This is a genomic window from Oceanobacter kriegii DSM 6294 (assembly GCF_000422845.1).
Lineage (GTDB): Bacteria > Pseudomonadota > Gammaproteobacteria > Pseudomonadales > Oceanobacteraceae > Oceanobacter > Oceanobacter kriegii.
Genome location: NZ_KE383934.1, coordinates 112133 through 133690, shown reverse-complemented (window position 1 = coordinate 133690; position 21558 = coordinate 112133). Strand labels below are relative to the sequence as shown.

Annotated in this window: 18 protein-coding genes and 1 riboswitch; all 18 genes read right to left on the bottom strand. The window is 56.8% G+C overall.

All coding sequences use genetic code 11. The features are described from left to right. Positions 1 to 103: 103 nt before the first annotated feature. The 18 genes from G516_RS23425 to tsaE all read right to left on the bottom strand — a co-directional run bounded on the left by G516_RS23425 (position 104) and on the right by tsaE (position 21545). A complete protein-coding gene (locus G516_RS23425) occupies positions 104 to 1057 on the bottom strand; it encodes a carbon-nitrogen hydrolase family protein (protein WP_051219635.1) in 954 nt (317 codons plus the stop codon). Then, a complete protein-coding gene (locus G516_RS24185; protein ID WP_051219634.1) occupies positions 1057 to 2265 on the bottom strand; it encodes an adenosylcobinamide amidohydrolase in 1209 nt (402 codons plus the stop codon). The genes G516_RS23425 and G516_RS24185 overlap by 1 nt, the downstream gene beginning before the upstream one ends. A 242-nt stretch (positions 2266 to 2507) precedes the next feature. Further along, the gene (locus G516_RS0119385; protein ID WP_028295051.1) at positions 2508 to 2840 is read right to left on the bottom strand and encodes a DUF2149 domain-containing protein; all 333 of its coding nucleotides are present in this window, start codon (positions 2838 to 2840) and stop codon (positions 2508 to 2510) included. Continuing rightward, entirely contained in the window at positions 2833 to 3348 is a 516-nt protein-coding gene (locus G516_RS23415; protein WP_051219633.1) for a MotA/TolQ/ExbB proton channel family protein, read from the bottom strand. The genes G516_RS0119385 and G516_RS23415 overlap by 8 nt, the downstream gene beginning before the upstream one ends. Beyond that, positions 3348 to 7889: a cobaltochelatase subunit CobN gene (locus tag G516_RS23410; RefSeq protein WP_211225152.1), complete on the bottom strand. Its 4542-nt coding sequence runs from the start codon at positions 7887 to 7889 to the stop codon at positions 3348 to 3350. The genes G516_RS23415 and G516_RS23410 overlap by 1 nt, the downstream gene beginning before the upstream one ends. Before the next feature lie 191 nt (positions 7890 to 8080). Beyond that, positions 8081 to 8253: riboswitch (cobalamin riboswitch) on the bottom strand. Positions 8254 to 8344: 91 nt separating this feature from the next. After that, positions 8345 to 9070, bottom strand: a complete 726-nt coding sequence (locus tag G516_RS0119370) for a pseudouridine synthase (RefSeq protein WP_028295050.1) — start codon at positions 9068 to 9070, stop codon at positions 8345 to 8347. Positions 9071 to 9150: 80 nt separating this feature from the next. Further along, positions 9151 to 9636, bottom strand: coding sequence for a 2TM domain-containing protein (locus G516_RS0119365; RefSeq protein ID WP_028295049.1), 486 nt, complete (start codon positions 9634 to 9636; stop codon positions 9151 to 9153). 274 nt (positions 9637 to 9910) lie between these two features. Beyond that, on the bottom strand, positions 9911 to 11203 hold the full coding sequence (locus tag G516_RS0119360; protein WP_028295048.1) for an adenylosuccinate synthase: 1293 nt from the start codon (positions 11201 to 11203) through the stop codon (positions 9911 to 9913). A 7-nt stretch (positions 11204 to 11210) separates the two neighbouring features. After that, on the bottom strand, positions 11211 to 12392 hold the full coding sequence (locus G516_RS0119355) for an ATP phosphoribosyltransferase regulatory subunit (protein ID WP_028295047.1): 1182 nt from the start codon (positions 12390 to 12392) through the stop codon (positions 11211 to 11213). Positions 12393 to 12405: 13 nt separating this feature from the next. Beyond that, positions 12406 to 12597, bottom strand: a complete 192-nt coding sequence (locus G516_RS0119350) for a DUF2065 domain-containing protein (RefSeq protein WP_028295046.1) — start codon at positions 12595 to 12597, stop codon at positions 12406 to 12408. Between the two features lie 172 nt (positions 12598 to 12769). Beyond that, the gene (gene hflC, locus G516_RS0119345) at positions 12770 to 13636 is read right to left on the bottom strand and encodes a protease modulator HflC (protein ID WP_028295045.1); all 867 of its coding nucleotides are present in this window, start codon (positions 13634 to 13636) and stop codon (positions 12770 to 12772) included. Positions 13637 to 13638: 2 nt separating this feature from the next. Beyond that, the gene (gene hflK / locus G516_RS0119340) at positions 13639 to 14838 is read right to left on the bottom strand and encodes an FtsH protease activity modulator HflK (RefSeq protein ID WP_028295044.1); all 1200 of its coding nucleotides are present in this window, start codon (positions 14836 to 14838) and stop codon (positions 13639 to 13641) included. 164 nt (positions 14839 to 15002) lie between these two features. Next, complete coding sequence (hflX, locus tag G516_RS0119335; protein ID WP_028295043.1) at positions 15003 to 16313, bottom strand: ribosome rescue GTPase HflX; 1311 nt, start codon at positions 16311 to 16313, stop codon at positions 15003 to 15005. Between the two features lie 24 nt (positions 16314 to 16337). After that, entirely contained in the window at positions 16338 to 16589 is a 252-nt protein-coding gene (gene hfq / locus G516_RS0119330) for an RNA chaperone Hfq (RefSeq protein ID WP_028295042.1), read from the bottom strand. A gap of 77 nt (positions 16590 to 16666) precedes the next feature. After that, entirely contained in the window at positions 16667 to 17626 is a 960-nt protein-coding gene (miaA, locus tag G516_RS0119325; RefSeq protein WP_028295041.1) for a tRNA (adenosine(37)-N6)-dimethylallyltransferase MiaA, read from the bottom strand. Next, positions 17626 to 19605, bottom strand: coding sequence for a DNA mismatch repair endonuclease MutL (mutL, locus tag G516_RS0119320; RefSeq protein WP_028295040.1), 1980 nt, complete (start codon positions 19603 to 19605; stop codon positions 17626 to 17628). The genes miaA and mutL overlap by 1 nt, the downstream gene beginning before the upstream one ends. Positions 19606 to 19611: 6 nt before the next feature. Next, entirely contained in the window at positions 19612 to 21027 is a 1416-nt protein-coding gene (locus G516_RS0119315; RefSeq protein ID WP_084645259.1) for an N-acetylmuramoyl-L-alanine amidase, read from the bottom strand. Further along, positions 21027 to 21545 carry a tRNA (adenosine(37)-N6)-threonylcarbamoyltransferase complex ATPase subunit type 1 TsaE gene (gene tsaE, locus G516_RS23405; RefSeq protein ID WP_051219631.1) on the bottom strand — a complete coding sequence of 173 codons (519 nt, stop codon included), beginning with the start codon at positions 21543 to 21545 and terminating at the stop codon, positions 21027 to 21029. Before tsaE ends, G516_RS0119315 begins: the two co-directional genes overlap by 1 nt. Between the last annotated feature and the right edge of the window lie 13 nt (positions 21546 to 21558).

Here is a 21558-nt window from a genome sequence, read left to right as displayed (position 1 = left end):
CGTATTCGGGAGTGTCAGATTAGGCGTTGGCGGAGATTAATGTCAGGCTTAAAAAAATCAGATTTGATAGGTACAGATATACCAGATACAGATTGCCCTGGGGCTAGTCTGTCGCCTCCAGCGCCAGACGCTCATTGCCCTGCAAGGTACTGGTGGTCAGGTTCCAATCCAGCAGCCAGACAAATGGCGTGCTGGAAGCAGCTTGCTGTAGGCGCTCTCCCTGATAGGCAAGCACGCTGTTGGCGTTGCGCAAGTCGAGCGTGGTGTCGATACCCGTGCGGTTGTTCACAAACCACGGTACACCCGACGCCAGCGAACGAGCTTCCCAAACGCCTTCCGGGCCGTACAAGCCCGGCGCCCAATTGGCGCTGGATACAATCACATCAACGCCCTGCTGCTTTAAAACATCGGTATGTTGCGCTGGCCAGGCGTCAGCGCAAATAAGAAGCCCAACCCGAACGCCGTTCAGCGTCACTCGGGTTGGCTGACTGCCCTCCGCCGACCAGTCTTCCGATCCCGGAATGGTGTTTATCTTGTGATGCCTTGCCAGCAATTGCCCATCCGGGGAAATCACAAACAGGGTGTTGTGCACCGGACCGCTCGTGGCAACTTGCTCCAGATGGCTTAAAAACAGGGTGATGTCGAGCTCATCGCTGAGTTGCTGCATGTGCTTCAGGTAGCGATCCTGCGAGACGGGTTGAATCCAGCCGGTGCCGATTTGGTCGCTGAAGTGATAGCCCGTAATGGCTAGTTCAGGGGTGGTAACCCAGTCGGCTCCCATGGCTGCCGCCTGACGCAGGCCCTGTTCAAGACTGGCCAGATTATCATCCAGCTGTCCGGGGCGCGGATTCAGGTGCAGCATGGCGACGTGAATGACTTCGGAACCATATACCCCTTCGGTCTGGTTCTCTCTTTTGCGAATCTCGTTATGAGCTTCGTTATGAGCTTCGTTGTAAGTCTCGTTGTATGTCTCGTTAAAAGAAGCCCCGGAATCAGCCGCCGCAAAAGTTGCCGAACCGAGTGCCATGATAACCAGGAAAACCATGCCCAGAGCCATCAGTCATGACCTGCAGCGCGGGAGCGGGTTTTTGCCAGAGGTTGAGCCATGGTGTGCTCGGTAGCCTGCCATTTGGCCTGCCACCCCAGCGCGACGGCTTTGGCAAATAACGCCACGGCGGCGTCCATATCCGAGCTGCGCGGGTTCAGTTGCTGCCAGAACATGTGCCATTGCGCCGCTTGGCCGGATACTGCCACCGCCGCCTGCGCAGCCTGATCACGCAGTACTTCGTTGCGAATGCTGAGCGGCAAACCCTGGTACTGGATGCGGTCCAGCAAAGCAGCATAACTGTAGGCGGCCGCCACCAGCCTTGGGTCTGACTGAATGGAATCGAGGTTCTGGTTAGCCAGCAACGCCTGCGGTTTGGGCAAGTAGGTGGCGATGCCCGCTTGCAGGGTTTGATCGTTCAGGCCAAACCGGCCAAGGGCGTACTCCACCGTTGCTGTGTCATTGGCGGTCAGACGGTTTTGCCAGCGCAGAGCTTCCAGCGTCGCCAGCCGCACCGCCGTGCCAATCAGCTCGCCCAACTTCAGGTGGCCGCTGGCACTTTGCAGGCTTGGGCGGCGGTTGTCGGTCAGGCTCGCCAGAATAAACTGATCGGTGCCTGTGCCGGTGGCCAGATGTGGCGATACCGTGCTCGGCACCGACAGTTCAGCCAACGCCGCTGACTTGGCTTCGACCATGATCATGGCTGCCTTGGCCTGTGCGCCAGCCGTTAGCGGCTGGTTGATCACCACAATGGTATTAATGGTGCCGTGGTAGTCCACCCGCTTATTGCCGGAGTCGGTTTCGTACCAGCGGGTTGGATCACCGGCGCGCAATGCGTTGCCTTTGACCCCTGCGGTAACAAAGGCGTCCACTTCCAGCCCTTTGAAGCGCTGACGGCTGTGGCCCAGATTACGTACGTTGGCGGCGGTGCCCATCAGCGCAATTTGCTCAGCCGGCAGTTGCAGTTCGGTGGCAATATCTTGCAGGTATTGCTCGGCCGTCTGGTTGATGATTTTCATCAGCTGATGGTTATCCGCTTTGGCTTCCATGCTCTGATGATTAACCAGATAGCGCAGTCCCTGTTGCTCGCCGCCGTTGACCCGAGCGGTGGAAAGCACCTGATGAGGCTTTTTCAGATCCACCACCACAAACCGCTCGCTGCGCAGCACATCAAAGCGGTCGTTACTGAACAGCGTGGTGGCATTTTGCCGTAACGCCAAAGACTGCTTACTGGCGGGTAGGCTCGCTGCTGACTTATCAGTAGCAGAGTTCTCTGGTACCTCAACCCCTTGGGATGCGCCAGCCACTTGTGCTGCTGTGTGAGAAGCCAATAATCCAATGGCACTCAGGGCCAGCAGCCTGACGATGTTGCTCCCAGAGGTTTTGGCGACAGCTTTTAAAGCGGTGAATGTGAAGCGGGATAACAACTGTGCCCTTCCCTGTCGTACTGCCAACACCAAAGTTACTCCCCACCTACCAGAATCAATTTGCCAGTTTTCGGGTCTTTATAAACCTGACCCAGCGATTGCATGCCTTGCGCACCGTCCTTCAACGCCTGTTGCATTGATTCCGGTGCTTCCACCAGTTCTTTTCCAACCGTGACCGGCTGGCCAGTGTTGCCAGCTGCTGAACTGAGCTTGAGTTTGCGCTGCAAGTCCGGGCTTTGTGCCACCAGCGCCAGCATCAGCCCAAGGGAAAACACCAGCATCACGTCCATGATGTTGGCAAAACCCGCCAGAGGGTCGGTGTCTTGTTCGGCAAACTGCGACGATTGCCAGGAGGATTTTTTAGCCACGAGAGCCTCCACTGGTATCTTCAGAAAGCACCGGAATCGCCAGATTATTCTGCAGCTGCTGCCAGGTGTTGTCGTACCAGCGGCGACGTACCCGCCCCAGCACATAGGCAACCAAACCAATCAGCAGGCCAATCACCGTGGTGTCGAAAGCGACCGTCAGTGCCGTGGCCAGAATATCGATATTGCCCGAGCCCAGAGCCGTCAGTCCCGGCCCCAGCGGAATCAGCGTGCCCATCAGCCCCAGAATAGGGCCAGACCGAGCCAGTAGATCCACCCTTTCCAGCCGTTTGGCAGCATGACGTTGAAACGCTTGTTCGGTGACTTCGGCCTCAACCGGATAACGGAGGCCAGCCTGCTGAAACAGCCTGAGGGTGCCGCTGTATTCCGCCACCAACTGGCCGATTTCCCACAGCAACGCCAGCATGGACAACCCCAGCGCAATCACGACCGGATACAAAAGCCAGCCCACCAGCTGGTGCAGCAGCCCCAGTACAATGCCGTATTCCATCAGCGCGTCTCCTTATGCGGGTTAGGCTTGCTGTTCTGATCAGTGTGAGCGACCCCGTAGCCGGACAGCTGAGCCTGTAAGGCCAAGCGCTGCTGGCGTCCACGGTAAAAACCACCGGCCAACAACAATGCAACCGTCAGCGCCAGCAGCCATGGCCACCAGACCAGCCACTGCGGTTGTTCATCTGACGTGCTTTGGTCGCTTGCCTGGCTGTTTGATTGACCGTTTGATTGAGAGCCCTTGGCGGTCGTTGTTAAAGAGCCGTCAGCGGTACTTGCTAAAGGATCTGTTTGAACGCCTGTTTCAACCTGCGCATCTGAAGCATCGTCCAGCGTCAGTTCGGTCAACCGATGCACTTCCGCTTCTGCTGGCTGTGGCTGACCTTTGGCCGCCGCCATAGCAGTCGCAACCGGATGCCATTGCTCCGCCGTCAGATACTGTTGCAGCCACGGCAGCATGGGGTTATCGGGGTCAGTATGGCCACTGCCCGGCAAACCATTACGGGCAACCAGCTCGGCAAACTCGCTCGCCAGCTGTTGCAGCGTGGCGTCGTCGGCCTGCCAGAACCCTTTATGGGCGGCCACCAGCATGATGGCCAGCATGTTGCTTTTCACATGGGCGCTGTGGCCTTCGGCAAGAAAGTCATCCAGTTGCAGCTGGTAGCGGTCGTCGATGTAAACCGCTTTTACTTCTTCCCAGGCCCAGTCGCCAACCAGCGTCGGGTTGGTCACCTGCCAGCCCCACAAATACTCCAGAAACTCGCTGCCCATGGTGCGGGCACCGGCATAGCCGTGTTCCATCAGAGCTTCCAGCCAGGCCGGATTGAGGTAGCGGCCACGCAGTTCTTGTCGCAAGGCAATGCCTAACGGCTGTACGTTCACGGCATTGGGGTCGGAATGGTCCATCACATAGTTGTTTGGCGCACTGCCGGTAATGGACTCCACCGCCAGACTCAAGCCTCCCAGATAGTCAAAGGCGTCGTTGTTATCAATCAGCCCATAAAGGTTACTGGAACGGCCAAAATAGGTGTTTTCAACGGTGCCCAAGGCGGTTTCAAACGCTCCCTGAGCTGCGCGGCCAAAGCCCTGGCTACCGTAGCTGTGGCCTAACCGACGCAGGTACACCTCGGCCAGTTCCGAGCGGTTTTGCCAGGCTCCGGAACGCTCCACCAAGCGGTTAATACCAGCGCCATAACTGCCCGGTGCATCACCAAAAATACGCAGGCTGGCGGCGATGCCAGCCTCACGGGCGTCAGTACCAGCCGCCAATTGCGCCTGTGCCTGAGTCAGCCAGTGCGCGGCAACCTGATTGCTGCCAAGAGGCTCATCACCACCTTGTGCCCGCTCACCCAGCCCTTCCAGCGCGGCAGCAAGTGCCAGTGTCAGGGCCGGATAGTCGCGGCGAATGGTGTCGCTACTGGCGTCAAGAGCCAACAGCACGGCCTGATCCAGCAGCGCCATTTGCTGGCCATACAAGTCGCGGAACAACCCCGAGGTGGTGAAAACAATATCTCGTCGTGGGCGATCCCCAACCAAGGCAGCCTGTTGATGCTGTAACCCTTTCACCAGCCCGCGGCTGTTCCACACCGGTTCCAGCCCCAGCATGTCGAGGCCAAACGCCACCATCACGCCTTCGTCGCGCACCACATCCGAAGCCCACAAGATCACCGCCTCGCTTTTGCTGGCGTCCTGACTGTTGTTGGCCCGCGCCGAGCGGGCCATTTCCTGCCCCAGCTGCCACGCCACCCGACTTGGAATCAGCGAACTGTCGAGGGCATAAAAGTTGCGCCCGGTGGGCAAACTGTCGGGGCTACGAATTGGGTCATTGCCTTGTCCCGGTGCTACGTAACCGCCTGACAGGCCGTTCAGTAACGCGGTCATTTCGGCATCCGGAGACGCTTCCAGCAACGGCTGCAAATGAGCGCGTTTTTGAGCACGCTCTTGCTCTATTTCAGAAGCTGCTCCTGAAGCTGCATCAGAAGCGGTAGTAGAAGCCGCACCAGACAACATGGAGTCCAGCATCATGCGGATGGCTTCGTCGTCCCAGCGCTTGCCGAACACGTGTAAGCCGAGCGGCATAAAACGCTCCTGCAAGTCGGTCAGGTAGTGGCCGATTTCATGCACCAGCATGTCGTCGTCAACGTCTTCAAAACGAATGCCCATCACCGCCAGTTCTGCCGACATGGCTTCGGCCAGCTCGTCTTTCAACTCCAGCGTATCCACCTTGTCGCGAATCTGGCGGATCAGCCGGTCGCTGACCGCCTGATTGTCGCTGCCATGATTGGCTTCGAAGCTTTCGATCAACTGGCGCAGTTGTAGCAGTTCGTCGTACAGCGGAGTGCTGGCCAGTGGCGGGGTCAGGTGATCGACCATCACCGCTAGACCACGGCGCTTGGCCTGAATGCCCTCACCCACGCCATCGACAATGTAGGGGTACACGCCAGGCACATCGCCAGCGATGATGCGGGAGTAATCGTCATCCGACAGTCCGACCGAACGGTGGGGCAGAAATTCGTAGGTGGAATGACGCCCCAGATGCACAAAGGCATCGGCTTTGAACTGGTCGCGCAGGTAGTGATAGAAGGCCAGATACTGGTGTGGCGGCGGAAACGCCAGATTCGCGTGCAGCAGTTCTTCGTTGATTTCCCAGCCCCGTGGCGGCTGTGGACCAATAAACACGTTGCCAAAGGTCAGGCCCGGCAGCAGCAAGCGGTTGTCATAGCTCATCACTTTACCCGGTGCCGCGCCCCAACCGCCCAGCCCTTCGATGCCGGTTTGCTGCAGTGCCGCAATGAGTTTGCTGGCACGGCTGTGCTCTTCAGCCTGCCCGTCAGTCTTGCTTTCAGAAGACACCAAACACGGCGTGTCCAAACCGGTTTGTTCACCAATGGCGGCGTCATAGCAATGCTCCAGCTCCTCCAGCAAGGCCAGTGCCCGAGGGCGCCCCGGATGATCGACGCCTTCCAGCAAGTGGTGCATTTCTTCCATGGTGTGGTGCAGGGCCTCGTCGGCCAGATCGAATCGTTGCGCCTGCAAAGCCTGAATCATTTGCTGGTGCAGCAAACCGAAGGGCCCATGTTCCATTTCCTGCTGCACCGCTGCTGGCAAGGTCGCAAACCAGCGTTGGTAGTCCTCCGCCGACATAGTCGCAACCTGGCTGCTCATGCTCGCCAGTGCGGCTGCGTCCCTTGGAAGATTCACACCCCGCTCCTGCATCATATCGAGCAGTGCCTGTTGCGATTCAGGCAAGGTGCCGGTGTTGTAACCGGCCTGCTGTAACTGATTGAGGATTTGCCACAAGGATGCCGGTACATCGAGGTTATCGGCACCAATGTTGTGACGTCCCGGCGGGTGGTTGTAATAAATAATGGCAATGCGCTTGTCGCGGTTCGGCGTCGCTTGCAGTCGATGCCAACGCTCGGCGCGGTTCAGCAGGGAGTCGATACCGGCCTTGTCGGCCACCACGCTCTGCACCTGAATGCCGGTTCGTTCATCGTTGTGAGGCTGATCCAGTGTGGCAATCACCAGCGGCTGACTGGCACCCTGCAATTCCGGCATGGCGACCTGGTAGTAAACCTTGTCGTGAGCGATGCCATCGGACGACAAGCGCCATTCAGCAGCAGTGCGATCCCGCAGCTTGATGGCCTTGATCACCGGCACATTCAACTCGCTGAACACATCGGTCACCGCCGAGCGCCCTTCGCCGCCACCAATAACGAAGTCCTGCAACATAACAACCGCACTGATGCGGGAGGAATACGCCAACAGCTGCTGTGCCGCCTGCACCGACGCTTCTCCCCAATATGCCAACGTCGCCAGACATTGGGCATTGTGCTCACGGGCTTGCTGACACATCTGTTGCAACAGGCGGGAATCCGCCGGGCGGCCGCTGCCAGCATGGTCCATGAACACCCACACAGGTTTGTCGGCATCCAGCCCGGCCATGGCTGCATCGTTCAGCTGCTCATAGCCTTTACCGTTTACCAGCCACTGCAGTTGCGGCGTTGGCGCAACCGGTTCAACCGTTAACGACTCACCGATTTGCTGGAACAACCAGCCAAACAAGGCAGCGGTATTGGCTGCGCCGCCACCATGCCAATAGCCGCGGGCTTGCAGCCACGGGCGCTGCTGCGGGTATTGCTGCAATTGCTGGTCGAGGTCTTGCTGGAAGTTATCGCCGGGTAAATCTGCCGCAATGGTGCGCAGCACGTCCATGTCATCGAACAGCTTGCGGCCGTTAAATTGGCTCAACGCCACCAGACGATGATCGCTGCTGATCAGCAAGCGCGGTTGATGGGGGTTGGTCTGAATCAGGGGCTGCTGAAACAAGGAATCCAGATTGGCGACGCTGGCACCGTACAGGCCAAAGCCCAACACCGCCCGGCTATGGGCCAGCAACTGTTGGTTTTCCGCTTGCGACTGACGCCACATCTGGTCGGCGGTGCGCGCCTTGATCACCAGATCCTGTCGTTCAGGGTTAGCCTGTTGAAACAGACGGGCGGCTTCGGCAATGGTTTCGGCATTGCGTGGCGAAGTGATCACCAGCAGGTAATCCGCATCACTGTCGGACCAGCTGAAAGAACTTACGAAGAGAGCAAAAAGCAGTAGAAAACGCATGCGATCCCTGGCAACAAAGGAAAATACAGGGACAGAAACGTATGCAGACGCGACACCGCTGCTTCGGCAAATACAGAAACAGACGCAACAACCATCGGCTACACGGGTATTCTCGCCCGAATAGTGCTTTCCAGGACATGTATCTGGCTTGCCGCACCGATGACACAGGTTTGGCGTACAGTTGCGAGTACAGCTCCGGACTACCCAGACAATGGGATACCGGATTCCATGCGGTTGCCTGTGGTCGCCAACAATGGCCGACCAAAGCACCCGGAAAGAACGAACGTTCTACCGATTGGCAGACAGAAAGTAAAGTTTTGCCATTGGCGACAGCCTCTGTCAGGGCTGGTAACTGCCGATACGGTTCAGACGATCGCGCTTTAGCGCCGCCCCAACTCGCACCACTGCCCGGCCTGCTGAAGCCCCAACCCGGATAACGAATACTCCCCGACCGAGAGCCGATGCAGGCCAATTACAGGGTTTCGAAAGCGCCCGAACATGCGTTTGATCTGATGGTATTTGCCTTCGGTAAGGGTTACCCGGGCAAGATGACGGTCGAGCATTTCCAGCTTGGCGGGCTGAGTCGTTTGGTCTTCGTATTCGAAGTACATGCCCTCGGCAAAAGCCTGTACGTAGCCAGCAACCTGCTCTGGCTCGACCGGGTTCTCAAGCTCAACGTCATATACCTTGCTGACCTTGGTATCTGGCGCCATCAGCGCCCGCGACCACTCACCGTCATTGGTGAGTAATAACAAACCGGTGGAGTGTTTATCCAGACGGCCGACGATGTGCAGGTCTTGCAGTTGGTGATCACTTACCCCGTGCTCGCGTAGCACGTCGATAACGGTTTTGTCGTGTGGGTCTTTGGTGGCGCTGACCACACCCGCAGGCTTGTAGAGTGCAAGGTATACGGGCTGCCTGTCTTGCAGCACCTGCCCGTCCAGCTCCACCCGGTCGAACGGCCCGATGCGCTGGTTGATATCCGTCGCGGTTTCGCCGCTCACCAATACCCGCTTTTGCGCCAGCAGCAAGCGCACGTCGTTGCGGCTGTGCTCAGTATTGGCAGCAATAAAGCGGTCGAGACGATGAAAACGGGATTGGGCCATAAGGGTCTACAGTATTGCGTCATGGCTGATGCAGCCTTTATCAAAACCAGCACCAGCGCTATTCCTTGGTTCGAATGTGCTCAGAGCTTTCGGTTAAGAATTTTTTCAACTTCACGCTTTTCCCACTGGGGGCCAAACAGATGAATCACAGGAAAAACCCTCATAGCATGCGAGAGCAGCCCGATCCCCCACCCAAAAGTCGGCCAGATCGCCCAAATATGCTCAGAGGAAAACAGGTTAATCCCCCAAAGCACCGGTATAACTGCGGCATAACTGATGGCGTGGCGATAAAAACCTCGCTTCCTGCGAACGTGCTCTAATGCCAGCCGCTCCTCGGCTGTCACATTGAACTGACTATGGGGAAAAGATGAAGAATTTTGCATGTCGGGCTCCTGTTGCAGATCGGTGAGTTCTACCTCAAAAACAGCAGCCAAAGCCTTCAATGAGTCCAGGCCAGCCTTGTGGCCTTTTTCAATTCGCTGAATCGTACGCACGCTCAACCCTGTGAGCTGCGCCAGATCATCCTGCGACCAACCTCGTTGCAATCTCAATTTGCGAATAATCATTGCGAGTTCCTTGTTGCTGTTGAGATCAGCGTATTTGATTCCCTTTAAAGTCGTGACGACAAACAGCCGACAGCAACCCGACACAAGGGTGACAGTCCTTTAAAATCAGTGAGTTACAGACCGTTGTTTAGAACAGAGCCGCGACAACTACGATCATGCAGCAAACTGCGTTTTACAGATTACAGCGTAAACACCAACAACCGAAAGCGATTTGCGGATACAAAAATGCCGCGACGATGCGCGGCATTTTTGGGCTCTACTGTCTGATTAAGAATCAGATGTCGAAGCTGTGACGCAGTACGATGGTCTCTACGCGGTCAGGACCGGTGGAGATGATATCGATCGGTGCGTTAATGGCTTTTTCCACGAAGCGGATGTAAGCCTTGGCGTTTTCTGGCAGGTCGTCCAGAGTCTTGGCACCGAAGGTGGATTCTTTCCAGCCTGGCAGCTCTTCGTACACTGGCTTGATCTTCTCGAACTGATCAGCAGACGCAGGTACGTTGATGCGGTTGCCTTCGGCGTCTTCGTAGCCAACACATACCTTGATAGTGTCCAGGCCGTCCAGTACGTCCAGCTTGGTCAGACAGATGGTGTTGATGGAGTTAACACGGATTGCGTGTTTCACCAGCATGGCATCGAACCAGCCACAACGACGGCTACGGCCAGTAGTGGTGCCTTTTTCCTTACCAACAGTCGCCAGGTGCTCACCTACGTCGTCGAACAGTTCGGTCGGGAATGGACCGGAACCTACACGGGTGGTGTACGCCTTGGTAATACCCAGAATCTGATCCAGGTACAGTGGGCCAACACCGGAACCGGTGGCAACGCCGCCAGCAGTGGTGTTGGAGGAAGTTACGAACGGGTAAGTACCGTGGTCGATGTCCAGCAGCGTGCCCTGGGCACCTTCGAACATGATGTCGCCACCGTCTTCACGGATGGTGTGTACCAGATCTACCGCGTCTACCACGATGTCCTTGATCTGGGCAGCCCAGTCCATGCAGGACGCCAGGGTTTCTTCGTAGCTGACTTCGTCAACGCCGTAGTAGTTTTTCAGAGAGAAGTTGTGGAATTCCATCACTTCTTTCAGCTTATCGGCGAATTCTGGCTGGTACAGGTCACCAACACGCAGACCGCGACGAGCAACTTTATCTTCGTAGGCAGGGCCAATACCACGACCGGTAGTACCGATCTTGGCGTTACCACGCTTGATTTCACGCGCCTGGTCCAGAGCGATGTGGTAAGGCAGAATCAGCGGACAAGCGCCGGATACACGCAGACGCTCCATTACCGGTACGCCACGCTCTTCCAGAGCACGCACTTCTTTCAGCAGCGCGTCTGGGGCCAGTACAACACCGTTACCAATCACACAACGTACGCCATCACGCAGGATGCCGGACGGGATCAGGTGCAGCGCGGTTTTTTCACCGTCGATAACCAGCGTATGACCGGCATTGTGGCCACCCTGAAAACGAACTACCGCAGCAGCCTTTTCGGTCAGCAAGTCAACGATCTTGCCTTTACCTTCGTCACCCCATTGGGTGCCCAGAACTACAACACTTTTACCCATGACTTTCTTAACCCTGAACCGGTTGAATCTGGACCAGTTGCCACTGGCCGTCTTGTTGCTGCAGCGTGTAATCCGCTGGCTGATTGTCTTGCTCACGACAGGAAATGACACGCATGCCCTGCTCGCGCAATTCGTTCACTTTCGCCCACAGTTCGGCATCACCTTCCGCAGGCGCCAGCACGATGGACTTGATGTTCGGTGCGAAGTTACCCAGACGCGCCAGTACACGCAGGTCGGCACTGAAACCACGGGCCGGACGGGAGCGTCCGAAGGCTTCGCCAGTTTCGTCGTAACGACCGCCCTGAGCGATGGCATCGCCATAACCCGGCACGTAAGCGCCAAACACCAGACCGGTGTGGTACTGGTAGCCGCGCAGTTCGGTCAGGTCGATGTACACAGGCACTGACGGGTAGCGAGCGGCGATTTGGCCACATACAGCGACCAGGTGCTCCAGCTCTTCCGCAGCCGCTGGCACCAGTTCACCAATTTTGGCGAAGGTCGCACTGAGGCTGTCGACAGAACCCTGGGCACGGGCCAGCAGTTGCAACGCTTGCTGGCTGTTGGCATCGGCAATTTCACGCGCCGCCCAGGCTTCGATATCGGAAGCGCACTTCAGCTTCAGCAGGTCAAACAGCTCGGCTTGCTGGGTTTCGGTAATGGCGGCGGCAGCGGCAATGGCGCGGTAAACGCCAACGTTGCCAACGTCCAGATGCAGTTGCTCGACTTCGCTGGCCACCAGGGTGCTCAGCATCAGGCTGATGATTTCAACATCGGCAGCGGCACCGGCTTCGCCGTACAGTTCGGCACCGATCTGGGTCGGAGTACGGCTCGCCAGCAAAGAGCGAGCGCGAGTATGGAATACAGTACGACAGTAGCAGAAGCGACCAATGCCTTCCGGACGCAGGCTGTGTGCGTCGATACGTGCCACTTGTGGCGTGGTATCCGCACTCAGACCCATCATGCGGCCAGAGAGTTGGTCAGTTACCTTGAAAGTGCGTAGGTCGAGGTCCTTACCGGTACCTGTCAGCAATGCGTCCAGATATTCCAGTACCGGTGGCATAACCAGGTCATAGCCCCAGCCGTCCATCAGGTCGAGTAAACGACGACGCAAGTGTTCAATCTGCTGTGCACCAGGAGGCAGCACTTCTTCGATGCCGTCCGGCAACAGCCAGCGATCCGCTAGTGTCATTCTTTAGCCCATGTCAGTGGATGAGATACAGGAGGCCGACGCCCAGCAACATACTGAACAGGCCTGTCATTCGGATGGTGCGGGTGTTGGCTTGTGCCAACGACATCACCCAATGACGCCATTGATCCGGAATCAGGAACGGCAACAGCCCTTCCAATATGAACACCAGACATACGGCGACCAGAAATTCTTGCCAGAGCGTCATACTTGTATCTTCGAATGAGGACCCGGTTACGACCACGCAGAAGGTGTTCGTTTTTTAACCAAATCCGTCGAATTCTCACAAAAAAACCGGGCCATAGGCCCGGTTGCAGGATTCTATCAAAGCAGCCCGCCGAACTCCATGATGGATGTGTCCGGCGAACTAACTTCTGGTGTTATTTACCAGAAGCGTCCTTCATGTAACGGAAGAAGTCGCTGTCAGGCTTCAACAGAATCATATCGTTGCGGTTGAAGGTCTCGGTGTAGGCCTTCAGGCTACGGGTAAAGGAGTAGAACTCGGCGTCCTGGGAGTAGGCCGCGTTGTAGATGCGAGAGGCTTCCGCATCACCTTCACCACGCAGACGCTCGGCGTCACGGTAGGCTTCTGCTTCGATAACGGTCTTCTGACGGTCGGCGTCAGCACGAATACCTTCGGCCAGCTCGCGACCCTGTGAGCGGTGCTCACGGGCTTCACGCTGACGTTCAGCGGACATACGGTCGTAAACCGACTGGCTCAGGTCTTCTGGCAGGTCGATCGCTTTAACACGCACATCCAGCACTTCGATGCCCAGTTCAGTCTGGGTATCTTCGTTCAGCAGAGCCGTCAGCTTGGTCATCAGTTCATCGCGCTCACCGGATACCACGTCGTGCATGGTACGGGCAGCGATTTCGTCACGCAGACCTTTGTTCATCAGGTTGGACAGCAGCTTGGTCGCTTCCATACGGTTACCGGACGTTGCGCGGTAGTAGGCACGGATGTCCTTGATGCGCCACTTGGCGAAGGCATCAACGATGACGTATTTCTTACCAGAGGTCAGGAAACGGGATGGCGTGGCATCCAGTGTCAGAACCCGGGCATCGAACTTTTTCACGTTTTGAACAAATGGGGTCGCCCAGTGCAAACCTGGCTCAATGCCCGCTTCCACGACTTCACCCAATTGCAGTTTGATCGCCAGTTCTTTTTCGTTGACAACGAACAGACCACTGGCAGCAACCAACACGATGGCAGCCAGAACGATCGCGACTAGAGATTTGGCATTCATGATTAACGACCCTCCCGACGTGTTGTGGTGGAGCTGGTTTGACGAGAGCGAACTTCTTCCAGAACACGATCGGTCAGACGGGAAACGTCGTCGTCAGTCAGACGGCCGTTATCCGCAGAGCCGGACGTGGTTGGCATGTTCTTCATGATTTGATCCAGTGGCAGGTACATCATGTTGTTGCCACCGTCGACATCGACCATCACCTTGTTGGTCTGGGTGTACACGGCAGATACCGCGTCGATGTACATACGCTCACGCATGACGTCTGGGGCTTTCTTGTACTCGACCAGCAGGTCGTTGAAGCGAGCCGCTTCACCTTCTGCGCGAGCAATCACACGGTCTTTATAGGCCGATGCTTCTTCCAGTTCACGCTGGGCGCGACCACGGGCCTCAGGTACCACCGAGTTGGCGTAGGCTTCCGCTTCGTTAGTGAAACGGTCCTTGTCCTGCTTGGCTTTCTGAACATCGTCAAAGGCGTCTTTCACCTGGCTAGGTGGACGAGCGTCCTTGATGTTGGCAGTACTGATGACCATACCGGTCTGGTAGACATCGAGGTAGTTTTGCAGACGCAGCTGGACGTTATCGGCCAGCAGGTTACGACCTACGGTCAGAATCTGGTCCATTTCAGTGGAACCCACTTCGTGACGCAGGGCAGACTCAGCCGCCGCGACCAGAGTCCGCTCAGGGCCTTCCACGCGCAGGGCGTAGGCCACCGGATCAGACACACGGTACTGAACGCTCAGCTCGATCTCGACGATGTTTTCGTCTTCGGTCAGCATGCGTTCTTTCACTTCGATTTCACGAACACCGGTGGTGTTTACCGGAATCACTTCGTCGACCAGTGGCACCTTGAAGTTCAGACCCGGGCCTGTGGTGTCGTGGTATTCACCCAAACGCAGAACCACGCCGCGCTCGGTTTCATCGAGGGTATAGATGGAGTTGAACACTCCCAGAACCAGCACAATGGCAGCACCAATCGTCAACATGCCAGCGATACCGCCACCACCGTTGTCGTTACCTGAGCCAGAGTTGCCGCCACCCTTGCCACCGAACATGCCGTTCAGTTTGTCGAGCAGTTGCTTCAGTGCTTCGTCCAGATCAGGTGGCTGATTACCACCACCGCCGCGATTGTTATTGCCGCGGTTGTTGTTACCCCAGGGATCGTTGGGATTGCCCTTACCGCCGGGCTCGTTCCAGGCCATATCTAACTCCGTCAGAGAAGTTTCTTTTAGTAATTTTGGTAACCCGCCCGGACTCATCCGAAGCCATTAAAGACGGGCTGTTCCTAGTTCAAATGTGACGCAATGATAACTGTTTTAGCCCATATTGCGATACAAAGCCCTCGAAAGGGCTTTGTATACCAGCCTTATTGCCAGGGCTCAGGCTGCTGCGGAATAAACCGGCTTTCAGCAATGTCAGCACGCGCCAACGCCCTGCGGAAGTCCTGACGCTGCAAACGAATGGACAACAGCATGTTGCCGTTATCGTCGTAGCGTTCTTCCCGAATGGCGCCCAATTCATAAAGGATAGCCCGTAACTTGGCATCGTTGGGCTTCAATTCAATGTCTTCCGACATCACATCGTCCCCCATCAGCTCGCCAATGGCTTGCTCCAGCAGGTCGAACCCCTGCCGTTGCATCGCCGACAGCCATACAGCAACCGGCTTGCCATGCTCGTCACGGTCAATGCGCGCCTTGCCGTGTTCCAACAAATCGATCTTGTTGTAAACCCGCAACTGCGGCACATCGGTGGCTTCAATTTCAGCCAGCACTTTGTCCACTTCGTGAATATTGTCGTCGCGTTCCGCGGCGGCGCAATCCACCACGTGCATCAACAGATCGGCTTCAGCGGCTTCCTGCAAGGTTGCCTGAAACGCTTCCACCAACTTGTGCGGCAGGTGACGAATAAAGCCTACGGTGTCGGCCAAGACCACTTCACCTATTGGCTCCACCGGCAGCCGACGCAAGGTCGGGTCGAGGGTTGCAAACAGCTGGTTAGCGGCGTACACCTCGGAGCTGGTAAGAGCATTGAACAAGGTCGATTTGCCGGCGTTGGTGTAGCCCACAATGGCGACGGTCGGCGTCGATGAACGCTGACGGGCACGACGGCCTTGCTGACGCTGGGCGCGTACCTTGATCAAACGGGCATTGATGTTCTTGACCCGTTCGCGCAGCAAACGACGGTCGGTCTCCAGCTGGGTTTCACCCGGGCCTCGCATGCCGATACCACCTTTCTGACGCTCAAGGTGAGTCCAACCGCGGATCAGTCGGGTTGACTGAAACTGCAACTGGGCCAGTTCGACCTGCAATTTACCTTCGTGAGTACGTGCCCGCTGGGCAAAGATATCCAGAATCAGGCCGGTTCGGTCGAGCACACGGCATTGCAGTGCTTTCTCGAGGTTACGTTCCTGACTTGGCGTAATAGAGTGGTTGAAGATAACCAGTTGCACTTCGTGCAGCTGCACAAGTTCGCGGATTTCCTCGACCTTGCCACTGCCAATGAAATACTTGGCTTCGGGAACATCCCGCTTGCTGGTTACCAATTCGACCGGATCGGCTCCGGCGGAGATCACAAGTTCCCGGAATTCGGCCAAATCTTCTCGGTTGGCCCCTTCCGGGAAATCGATGTGCACCAGAACGGCTGTCTCACCACCGCTCTGTGGGCGCTCAAAGAACAACTAGTCGCTACTCCTCAACTGAAATCAGTTGTCGTCGCTGGATTCGTCGTTCGATTCTACTGGTGCCATACGCACGTTGCGGGAAGGCACAACGGTGGAGATGGCATGCTTGTAAACCATCTGGCTTACCGTGTTCTTCAGCAGAATGACGAACTGATCAAAAGATTCGATTTGCCCCTGCAATTTAATGCCGTTTACCAGAAAGATGGAAACGGGAATTCGCTCTTTTCTGAGCTGATTCAGATAAGGGTCTTGTAGAGAGTGCCCTTTTGACATTGTTATGTTCTCCTCAAAGAGTGGTGCCCCAAATTCGGTGGCGAAAAATAAAAAAGTTACCCCAGTCCGTCGTAAATTTATAACGACTTGCTAAATATGGCGTTCGCTTCAAGTATTTTCAAGGCGGACGTCCACAGTTCTGGTGAATCTGTTTCCAACCAATGCAAATCTGGCCAACTTCTGAGCCATGTGATTTGCCGCTTGGCCAATTGACGGGTAGCAATAATGCCCCGCTCGACCATGGTGTCGTAATCGTATTGACCTTCCAGATACTCCCACGCCTGACGATAGCCTACCGCGCGAATCGACGGCAAACCGGTGTGCAGGTCGTCACGCTGGTAAAGGTCGCGGACTTCGTCGAGGAATCCCTGTTGCAGCATTTGCCGGAAGCGCAAGGCAATGCGCTCGTGCAGCACGGCGCGCTCGGAAGGACAAACTGCAAAATTGACAACATGGTAGGGCAAGGGTTCCGTTTGTTGCTCGGCCCAGAATTGCGTCAGCGTCTTGCCAGACACCCGATACACTTCCAGTGCCCGCTGAATGCGCTGCTGATCCATCGGCTTCAATCTGGCGGCGGATTCCGGGTCGACCTTGGCCAGTTGCTCGTGCATCCACGGCCAGCCATGCTTTTCTGCTTCAGCCAGCAGTGCTGCGCGCACCGGTTCATCCGCTTGTGGCAAGTCCGCCGCGCCATCACGCAGGAACTTGAAATACATCATGGTGCCGCCGACCAACAGGGGAATCTTACCAGCGGCGGTAATTTCCGCCATTTCGCGCAGGGCATCTTCGCGGAAGGTCGCGGCGGAATAGCTTTCGGCCGGATCAACCAGATTAATCAAACGATGCGGCGCCCGGGCCTGCATGTCGGCATCGGGTTTGGCGGTGCCAATGTCCATGCCCTTGTACACCAGCGCGGAATCCACGCTGATGATCTCGCACGGCAGTTTTTCGACCAGTTCCAACGCCAGCGCGGTTTTGCCAGACGCCGTTGGCCCCATCAAAAAGATCGCTGGTGGCAAAGAAGGTGAAGCAGTCATCAGCGACCTCGTAAAAACAGTTTATCCAGCTCAGCCATGCTGAGCTGCGTCCAGGTTGGACGACCATGGTTGCACTGACCACTGCGCTCGGTGGCTTCCATATCGCGCAGCAAGCCGTTCATTTCCGGAATCGTCAGTTTGCGGTTGGCCCGCACCGAACCGTGACACGCCATGGTCGACAGGATTTCGTTGCGGTGGGCCTGAATGCGGTCGGAAGTGCCGTGTTCCATCAGGTCGCCCAGCATATCGGTAATCAATTGCTGTACCGGCGCGGCTTGCAGCAGTACCGGAATCTGACGAATCAGGATCGATTCCGGGCCAGAGCGAGCCAGTTCAACCCCCAGCACCTTGAAGTCATCAGCGAATTGCTCGGCCGCATCGGCCTCGCGCTCGGATACCGCCAGGGTTTCGGGTACCAGCAAGGGTTGGCTGGCGACGGTTTGCTGATCGACAGCGACTTTCAAGCGTTCATAGGTAATGCGTTCGTGGGCGGCGTGCATATCCACCAGCACCAGCCCCACCTTGTTCTGCGACAGGATATAAATGCCGTGCAACTGGGCAATGGCAAACCCCAGCGGCGGCACGTCGTCGGTTTGTTCTGGCAGGCTTTGCGGCATGCCGGACACGGGCAAATCGTTATTGACCGGTAGCGGTTCGCTCATACTGCGATAGGCGGCCATTTGATCGGCTACCTGAGAACCCTGTGGACGCTGGCCAAAACCGCCAGAGGCCCAATTGCCAGCTCCGCCTTCAGAGGGCACCGCTGTGCCGCCCGCCGGAGCCGCTTGCCATGGCAACCGCTCCTGACCGGCAAATTCACCGGCGGCTTGCCCGGAAGCAGGCGCGTTATTCTGATTCAGGCCAAAGCCCGAGTCTGTTCCAGAGCCCACTCCTTGGCCAGTGCCAGCCTGACCGGATTCCACCACCACTCCGGCATTCAGATCACTGCCTTGAGTCGGCGGCAATTGATCCTGCGGACGCACATCGCCCAATACTCGATGCAAGGTGCGGAACAGGAAATCGTGCACCAGACGGCCATCACGGAAACGCACTTCGTGCTTGGTCGGGTGAACGTTAACGTCCACCAGCTTGGGATCAAGTTCCAGATACAACACAAAGGCCGGCTGACGGCCGTGATATAACACGTCGCGATAGGCTTGCTTGATGGCGTGCACTACCAGCTTGTCGCGCACCGCCCGGCCGTTCACAAAGAAGTACTGCATATCGGCCTGTGAGCGGCTGTAGGTTGGCAGCGCAACCCAGCCTTTCAGCGTCAGCCCGGTCACTTCGGTATCGATATGCACCGCATTGTCGATGAATTGCGGTGACAGCAAGGCCGCCACCCGGCGCTCTTTTTCAATGCCGCGTTCCGCCGCTCGCAACTGGTGAATCACCTTGCCGTTGTGGCGCAGGCTGAAAGCCACGTCGTAACGACTCAGCGCCAGCTTCTTCAGGTGCTCTTCCAGATGGTTAAATTCGGTTTTTTCCGTGCGAAGGAATTTGCGGCGGGCTGGCGTGTTGAAAAACAGGTCACGCACTTCCAGCGTTGTACCCGTCGGGTGCGCTGCTGGCGTCACATTGGTGGTCATATCACGGCCTTCGGCCTCCACCTGCCAGGCCAGGTCGGCGTCTTCCGCGCGAGACGTCAGGGTCAGTCGAGATACCGAGCTGATCGACGCCAGCGCTTCGCCGCGAAAGCCCATGGTCACGACCGCTTCCAGATCGTCGAGGGTAATGATCTTGCTGGTTGCGTGGCGGCTCAGTGCCAGCGGCAAGTCATCCTTGCTGATGCCACAGCCGTTGTCGCGCACGCGCAGCAGCTTTACACCGCCCTGCTCGGCATCAATGTCAATGCGGTTGGCACCGGCATCCAGGGCGTTTTCGACCAATTCCTTGACGATGTTGGCCGGACGCTCGACCACCTCGCCAGCAGCAATCTGGTTAGCGAGGCGAGGCGACAGTAAATGAATCTGGGGCATGAGGTATCAGGAGTTGGGTATCTTGATGGTTTGACCGATGCGAATGCGGTCGTTGCTGAGTCCGTTCAAACGGCGCAATTCAGCGATGGCGACACCGTTATCGAGGGCAATTTCCGACAGGGTATCACCACTGCGAATCACATACGACCGGGTACCGCCGGAACTGGCATTGGGTACCGTATTGCGACGGTTTTCCACAAAGGTGCCATTGGGTGGATGGTCCTTGAAGTACTTTTTCAGGCCGTTGAAAATCGCCCCGGCCATTTTCTGCTGATAGCTGCTGGTGTTCAGCTTACGCTCTTCGCCGGGGTTGGAAATAAACCCGGTTTCCACCAGCAAGGCCGGCATGTCGGGGGCTTTCAGTACCACAAAGGCGGCTTCTTCGACCTGACGCTTGTGCAGGTAAGAGATATTGCCCATGTATTTGAGAATATCGGCACCAATGCGCTTGCTGGAGTTGCGCTGATAGGTCATCGACAAATCCAGCAAGGTCATTTTCAGGTGATCATCCTTGTCGCCAAGGGAGATCCCGCCAATCAGGTCAGCATTATTTTCGTTATCGGCCAGCCAGCGGGCGGTTTCTGAGGTGGCACCACGATCGGACAGCACGTACACCGAACTTCCGTGGGCCTTCGGGTTCTTGAAGGCGTCGGCGTGAATCGATACGAAGAAGTCGGCATTGGCGGAGCGGGCCTTCTCGGTACGCTCACGCAGGCCAATGTAGTAGTCGCCGGTGCGCACCATAAACGGTGTGTAGCCCGGCTCGTCTTTCAACAGTTTTTCGAGTTTTTTGGCAATCGCCAGCACCACGTGTTTTTCCTTGGTGCGACGAGGGCCGGATGCACCCGGGTCTTCACCGCCGTGACCGGCATCAATCGCGACGATGATGTCACGGGCCTTGCCCTTTGGCGCTTTCACCTCTTTCACCGGCACCACGGACTGACCGGTATCGGCACGCTTGAGGTCCACCACCAGGCGGTGATTTTTGTAGACGTCGTTTGGTGCCAGCGGGAAGCTGCTGACCTTCAGGGTTTCATTAAGATCCAGCACAATGCGCAAGGTGTTCTTGCTGGGGCTGCCAGTGCGAATACCCGCCACGGCGGTTTCGGCAATATCCACTGCGGACGGGTCGATCAGCATTTTGGAATCGGATAAATCGATCACCACCCGATTAGGGTTACTGAGCGGGAATATCTTGTGTTCGGTGGATTCGGTCAGGTCCAGCACCAGACGGGTACTTTCCGGCGACTGCCAAACCCGAATGTCTTCAACATCAGCCCATGCTGTGGGAGCCAATCCCTGTGCAGCCAGAGCAGTCAGTGTCGTCAGCAGCGTTGTGGATACGGCTGAACGCTGGCTGCCAAGCAAGGACGAAACACCATTCACGGCCCAACGAACAGGCAGCAGAACCCGCGACCACATCAGTCGGCACCGCCGCTGCTGAACGCTTGTAAGTCGGCGTCGTTGGCCGCCAGCTGTTGCAACCAGAGTTCGGCACGAGAACTGGCCGCTGTCAGAATAATACGACGGGATTCGCCAAGGTCTTGCAGCTCAATGGTCAGGTCGGCAGCAGGCAGAACCCCCTGCCCCTTGTCTGGCCATTCGATCAGGCACAGGGAATCGCCATCGATGTAATCACGAATACCCATAAACTCCAGTTCTTCCGGGTCGCCAAGGCGATACAGGTCGAAGTGATACACGTGGGTGTTTGCCAATGGATAATCTTCCACTAGCGTGTAGGTAGGGCTTTTCACCGGGCCTTGATGGCCCATGGCCTGGATCAGGCCACGACTGAAAGCGGTTTTGCCAGCCCCCAGCGTGCCTTGCAGAAAAATCAGACCGCCCGACGTCAGCAGCGGGGCCATGGATGCAGCGAAAGCCAGGGTTGCACTTTCGCCATGGAGAACTTTGCTCAGGGAGTTGGTTGGTAAATCACTCACTCGGGATATCGCT

What these genes read in the sequence shown, in the direction of transcription:
- G516_RS23425 (WP_051219635.1), bottom strand. Translation starts at nt 1,057, where the DNA reads ATGGCTCTGGGCATGGTTTTCCTGGTTATCATGGCACTCGGTTCGGCA.
- G516_RS23415 (WP_051219633.1), bottom strand. Translation starts at nt 3,348, where the DNA reads ATGGAATACGGCATTGTACTGGGGCTGCTGCACCAGCTGGTGGGCTGG.
- G516_RS0119370 (WP_028295050.1), bottom strand. Translation starts at nt 9,070, where the DNA reads ATGGCCCAATCCCGTTTTCATCGTCTCGACCGCTTTATTGCTGCCAAT.
- G516_RS0119365 (WP_028295049.1), bottom strand. Translation starts at nt 9,636, where the DNA reads ATGATTATTCGCAAATTGAGATTGCAACGAGGTTGGTCGCAGGATGAT.
- G516_RS0119360 (WP_028295048.1), bottom strand. Translation starts at nt 11,203, where the DNA reads ATGGGTAAAAGTGTTGTAGTTCTGGGCACCCAATGGGGTGACGAAGGT.
- G516_RS0119355 (WP_028295047.1), bottom strand. Translation starts at nt 12,392, where the DNA reads ATGACACTAGCGGATCGCTGGCTGTTGCCGGACGGCATCGAAGAAGTG.
- G516_RS0119350 (WP_028295046.1), bottom strand. Translation starts at nt 12,597, where the DNA reads ATGACGCTCTGGCAAGAATTTCTGGTCGCCGTATGTCTGGTGTTCATA.
- hflC (WP_028295045.1), bottom strand. Translation starts at nt 13,636, where the DNA reads ATGAATGCCAAATCTCTAGTCGCGATCGTTCTGGCTGCCATCGTGTTG.
- hflK (WP_028295044.1), bottom strand. Translation starts at nt 14,838, where the DNA reads ATGGCCTGGAACGAGCCCGGCGGTAAGGGCAATCCCAACGATCCCTGG.
- hfq (WP_028295042.1), bottom strand. Translation starts at nt 16,589, where the DNA reads ATGTCAAAAGGGCACTCTCTACAAGACCCTTATCTGAATCAGCTCAGA.
- miaA (WP_028295041.1), bottom strand. Translation starts at nt 17,626, where the DNA reads ATGACTGCTTCACCTTCTTTGCCACCAGCGATCTTTTTGATGGGGCCA.
- mutL (WP_028295040.1), bottom strand. Translation starts at nt 19,605, where the DNA reads ATGCCCCAGATTCATTTACTGTCGCCTCGCCTCGCTAACCAGATTGCT.
- G516_RS0119315 (WP_084645259.1), bottom strand. Translation starts at nt 21,027, where the DNA reads ATGTGGTCGCGGGTTCTGCTGCCTGTTCGTTGGGCCGTGAATGGTGTT.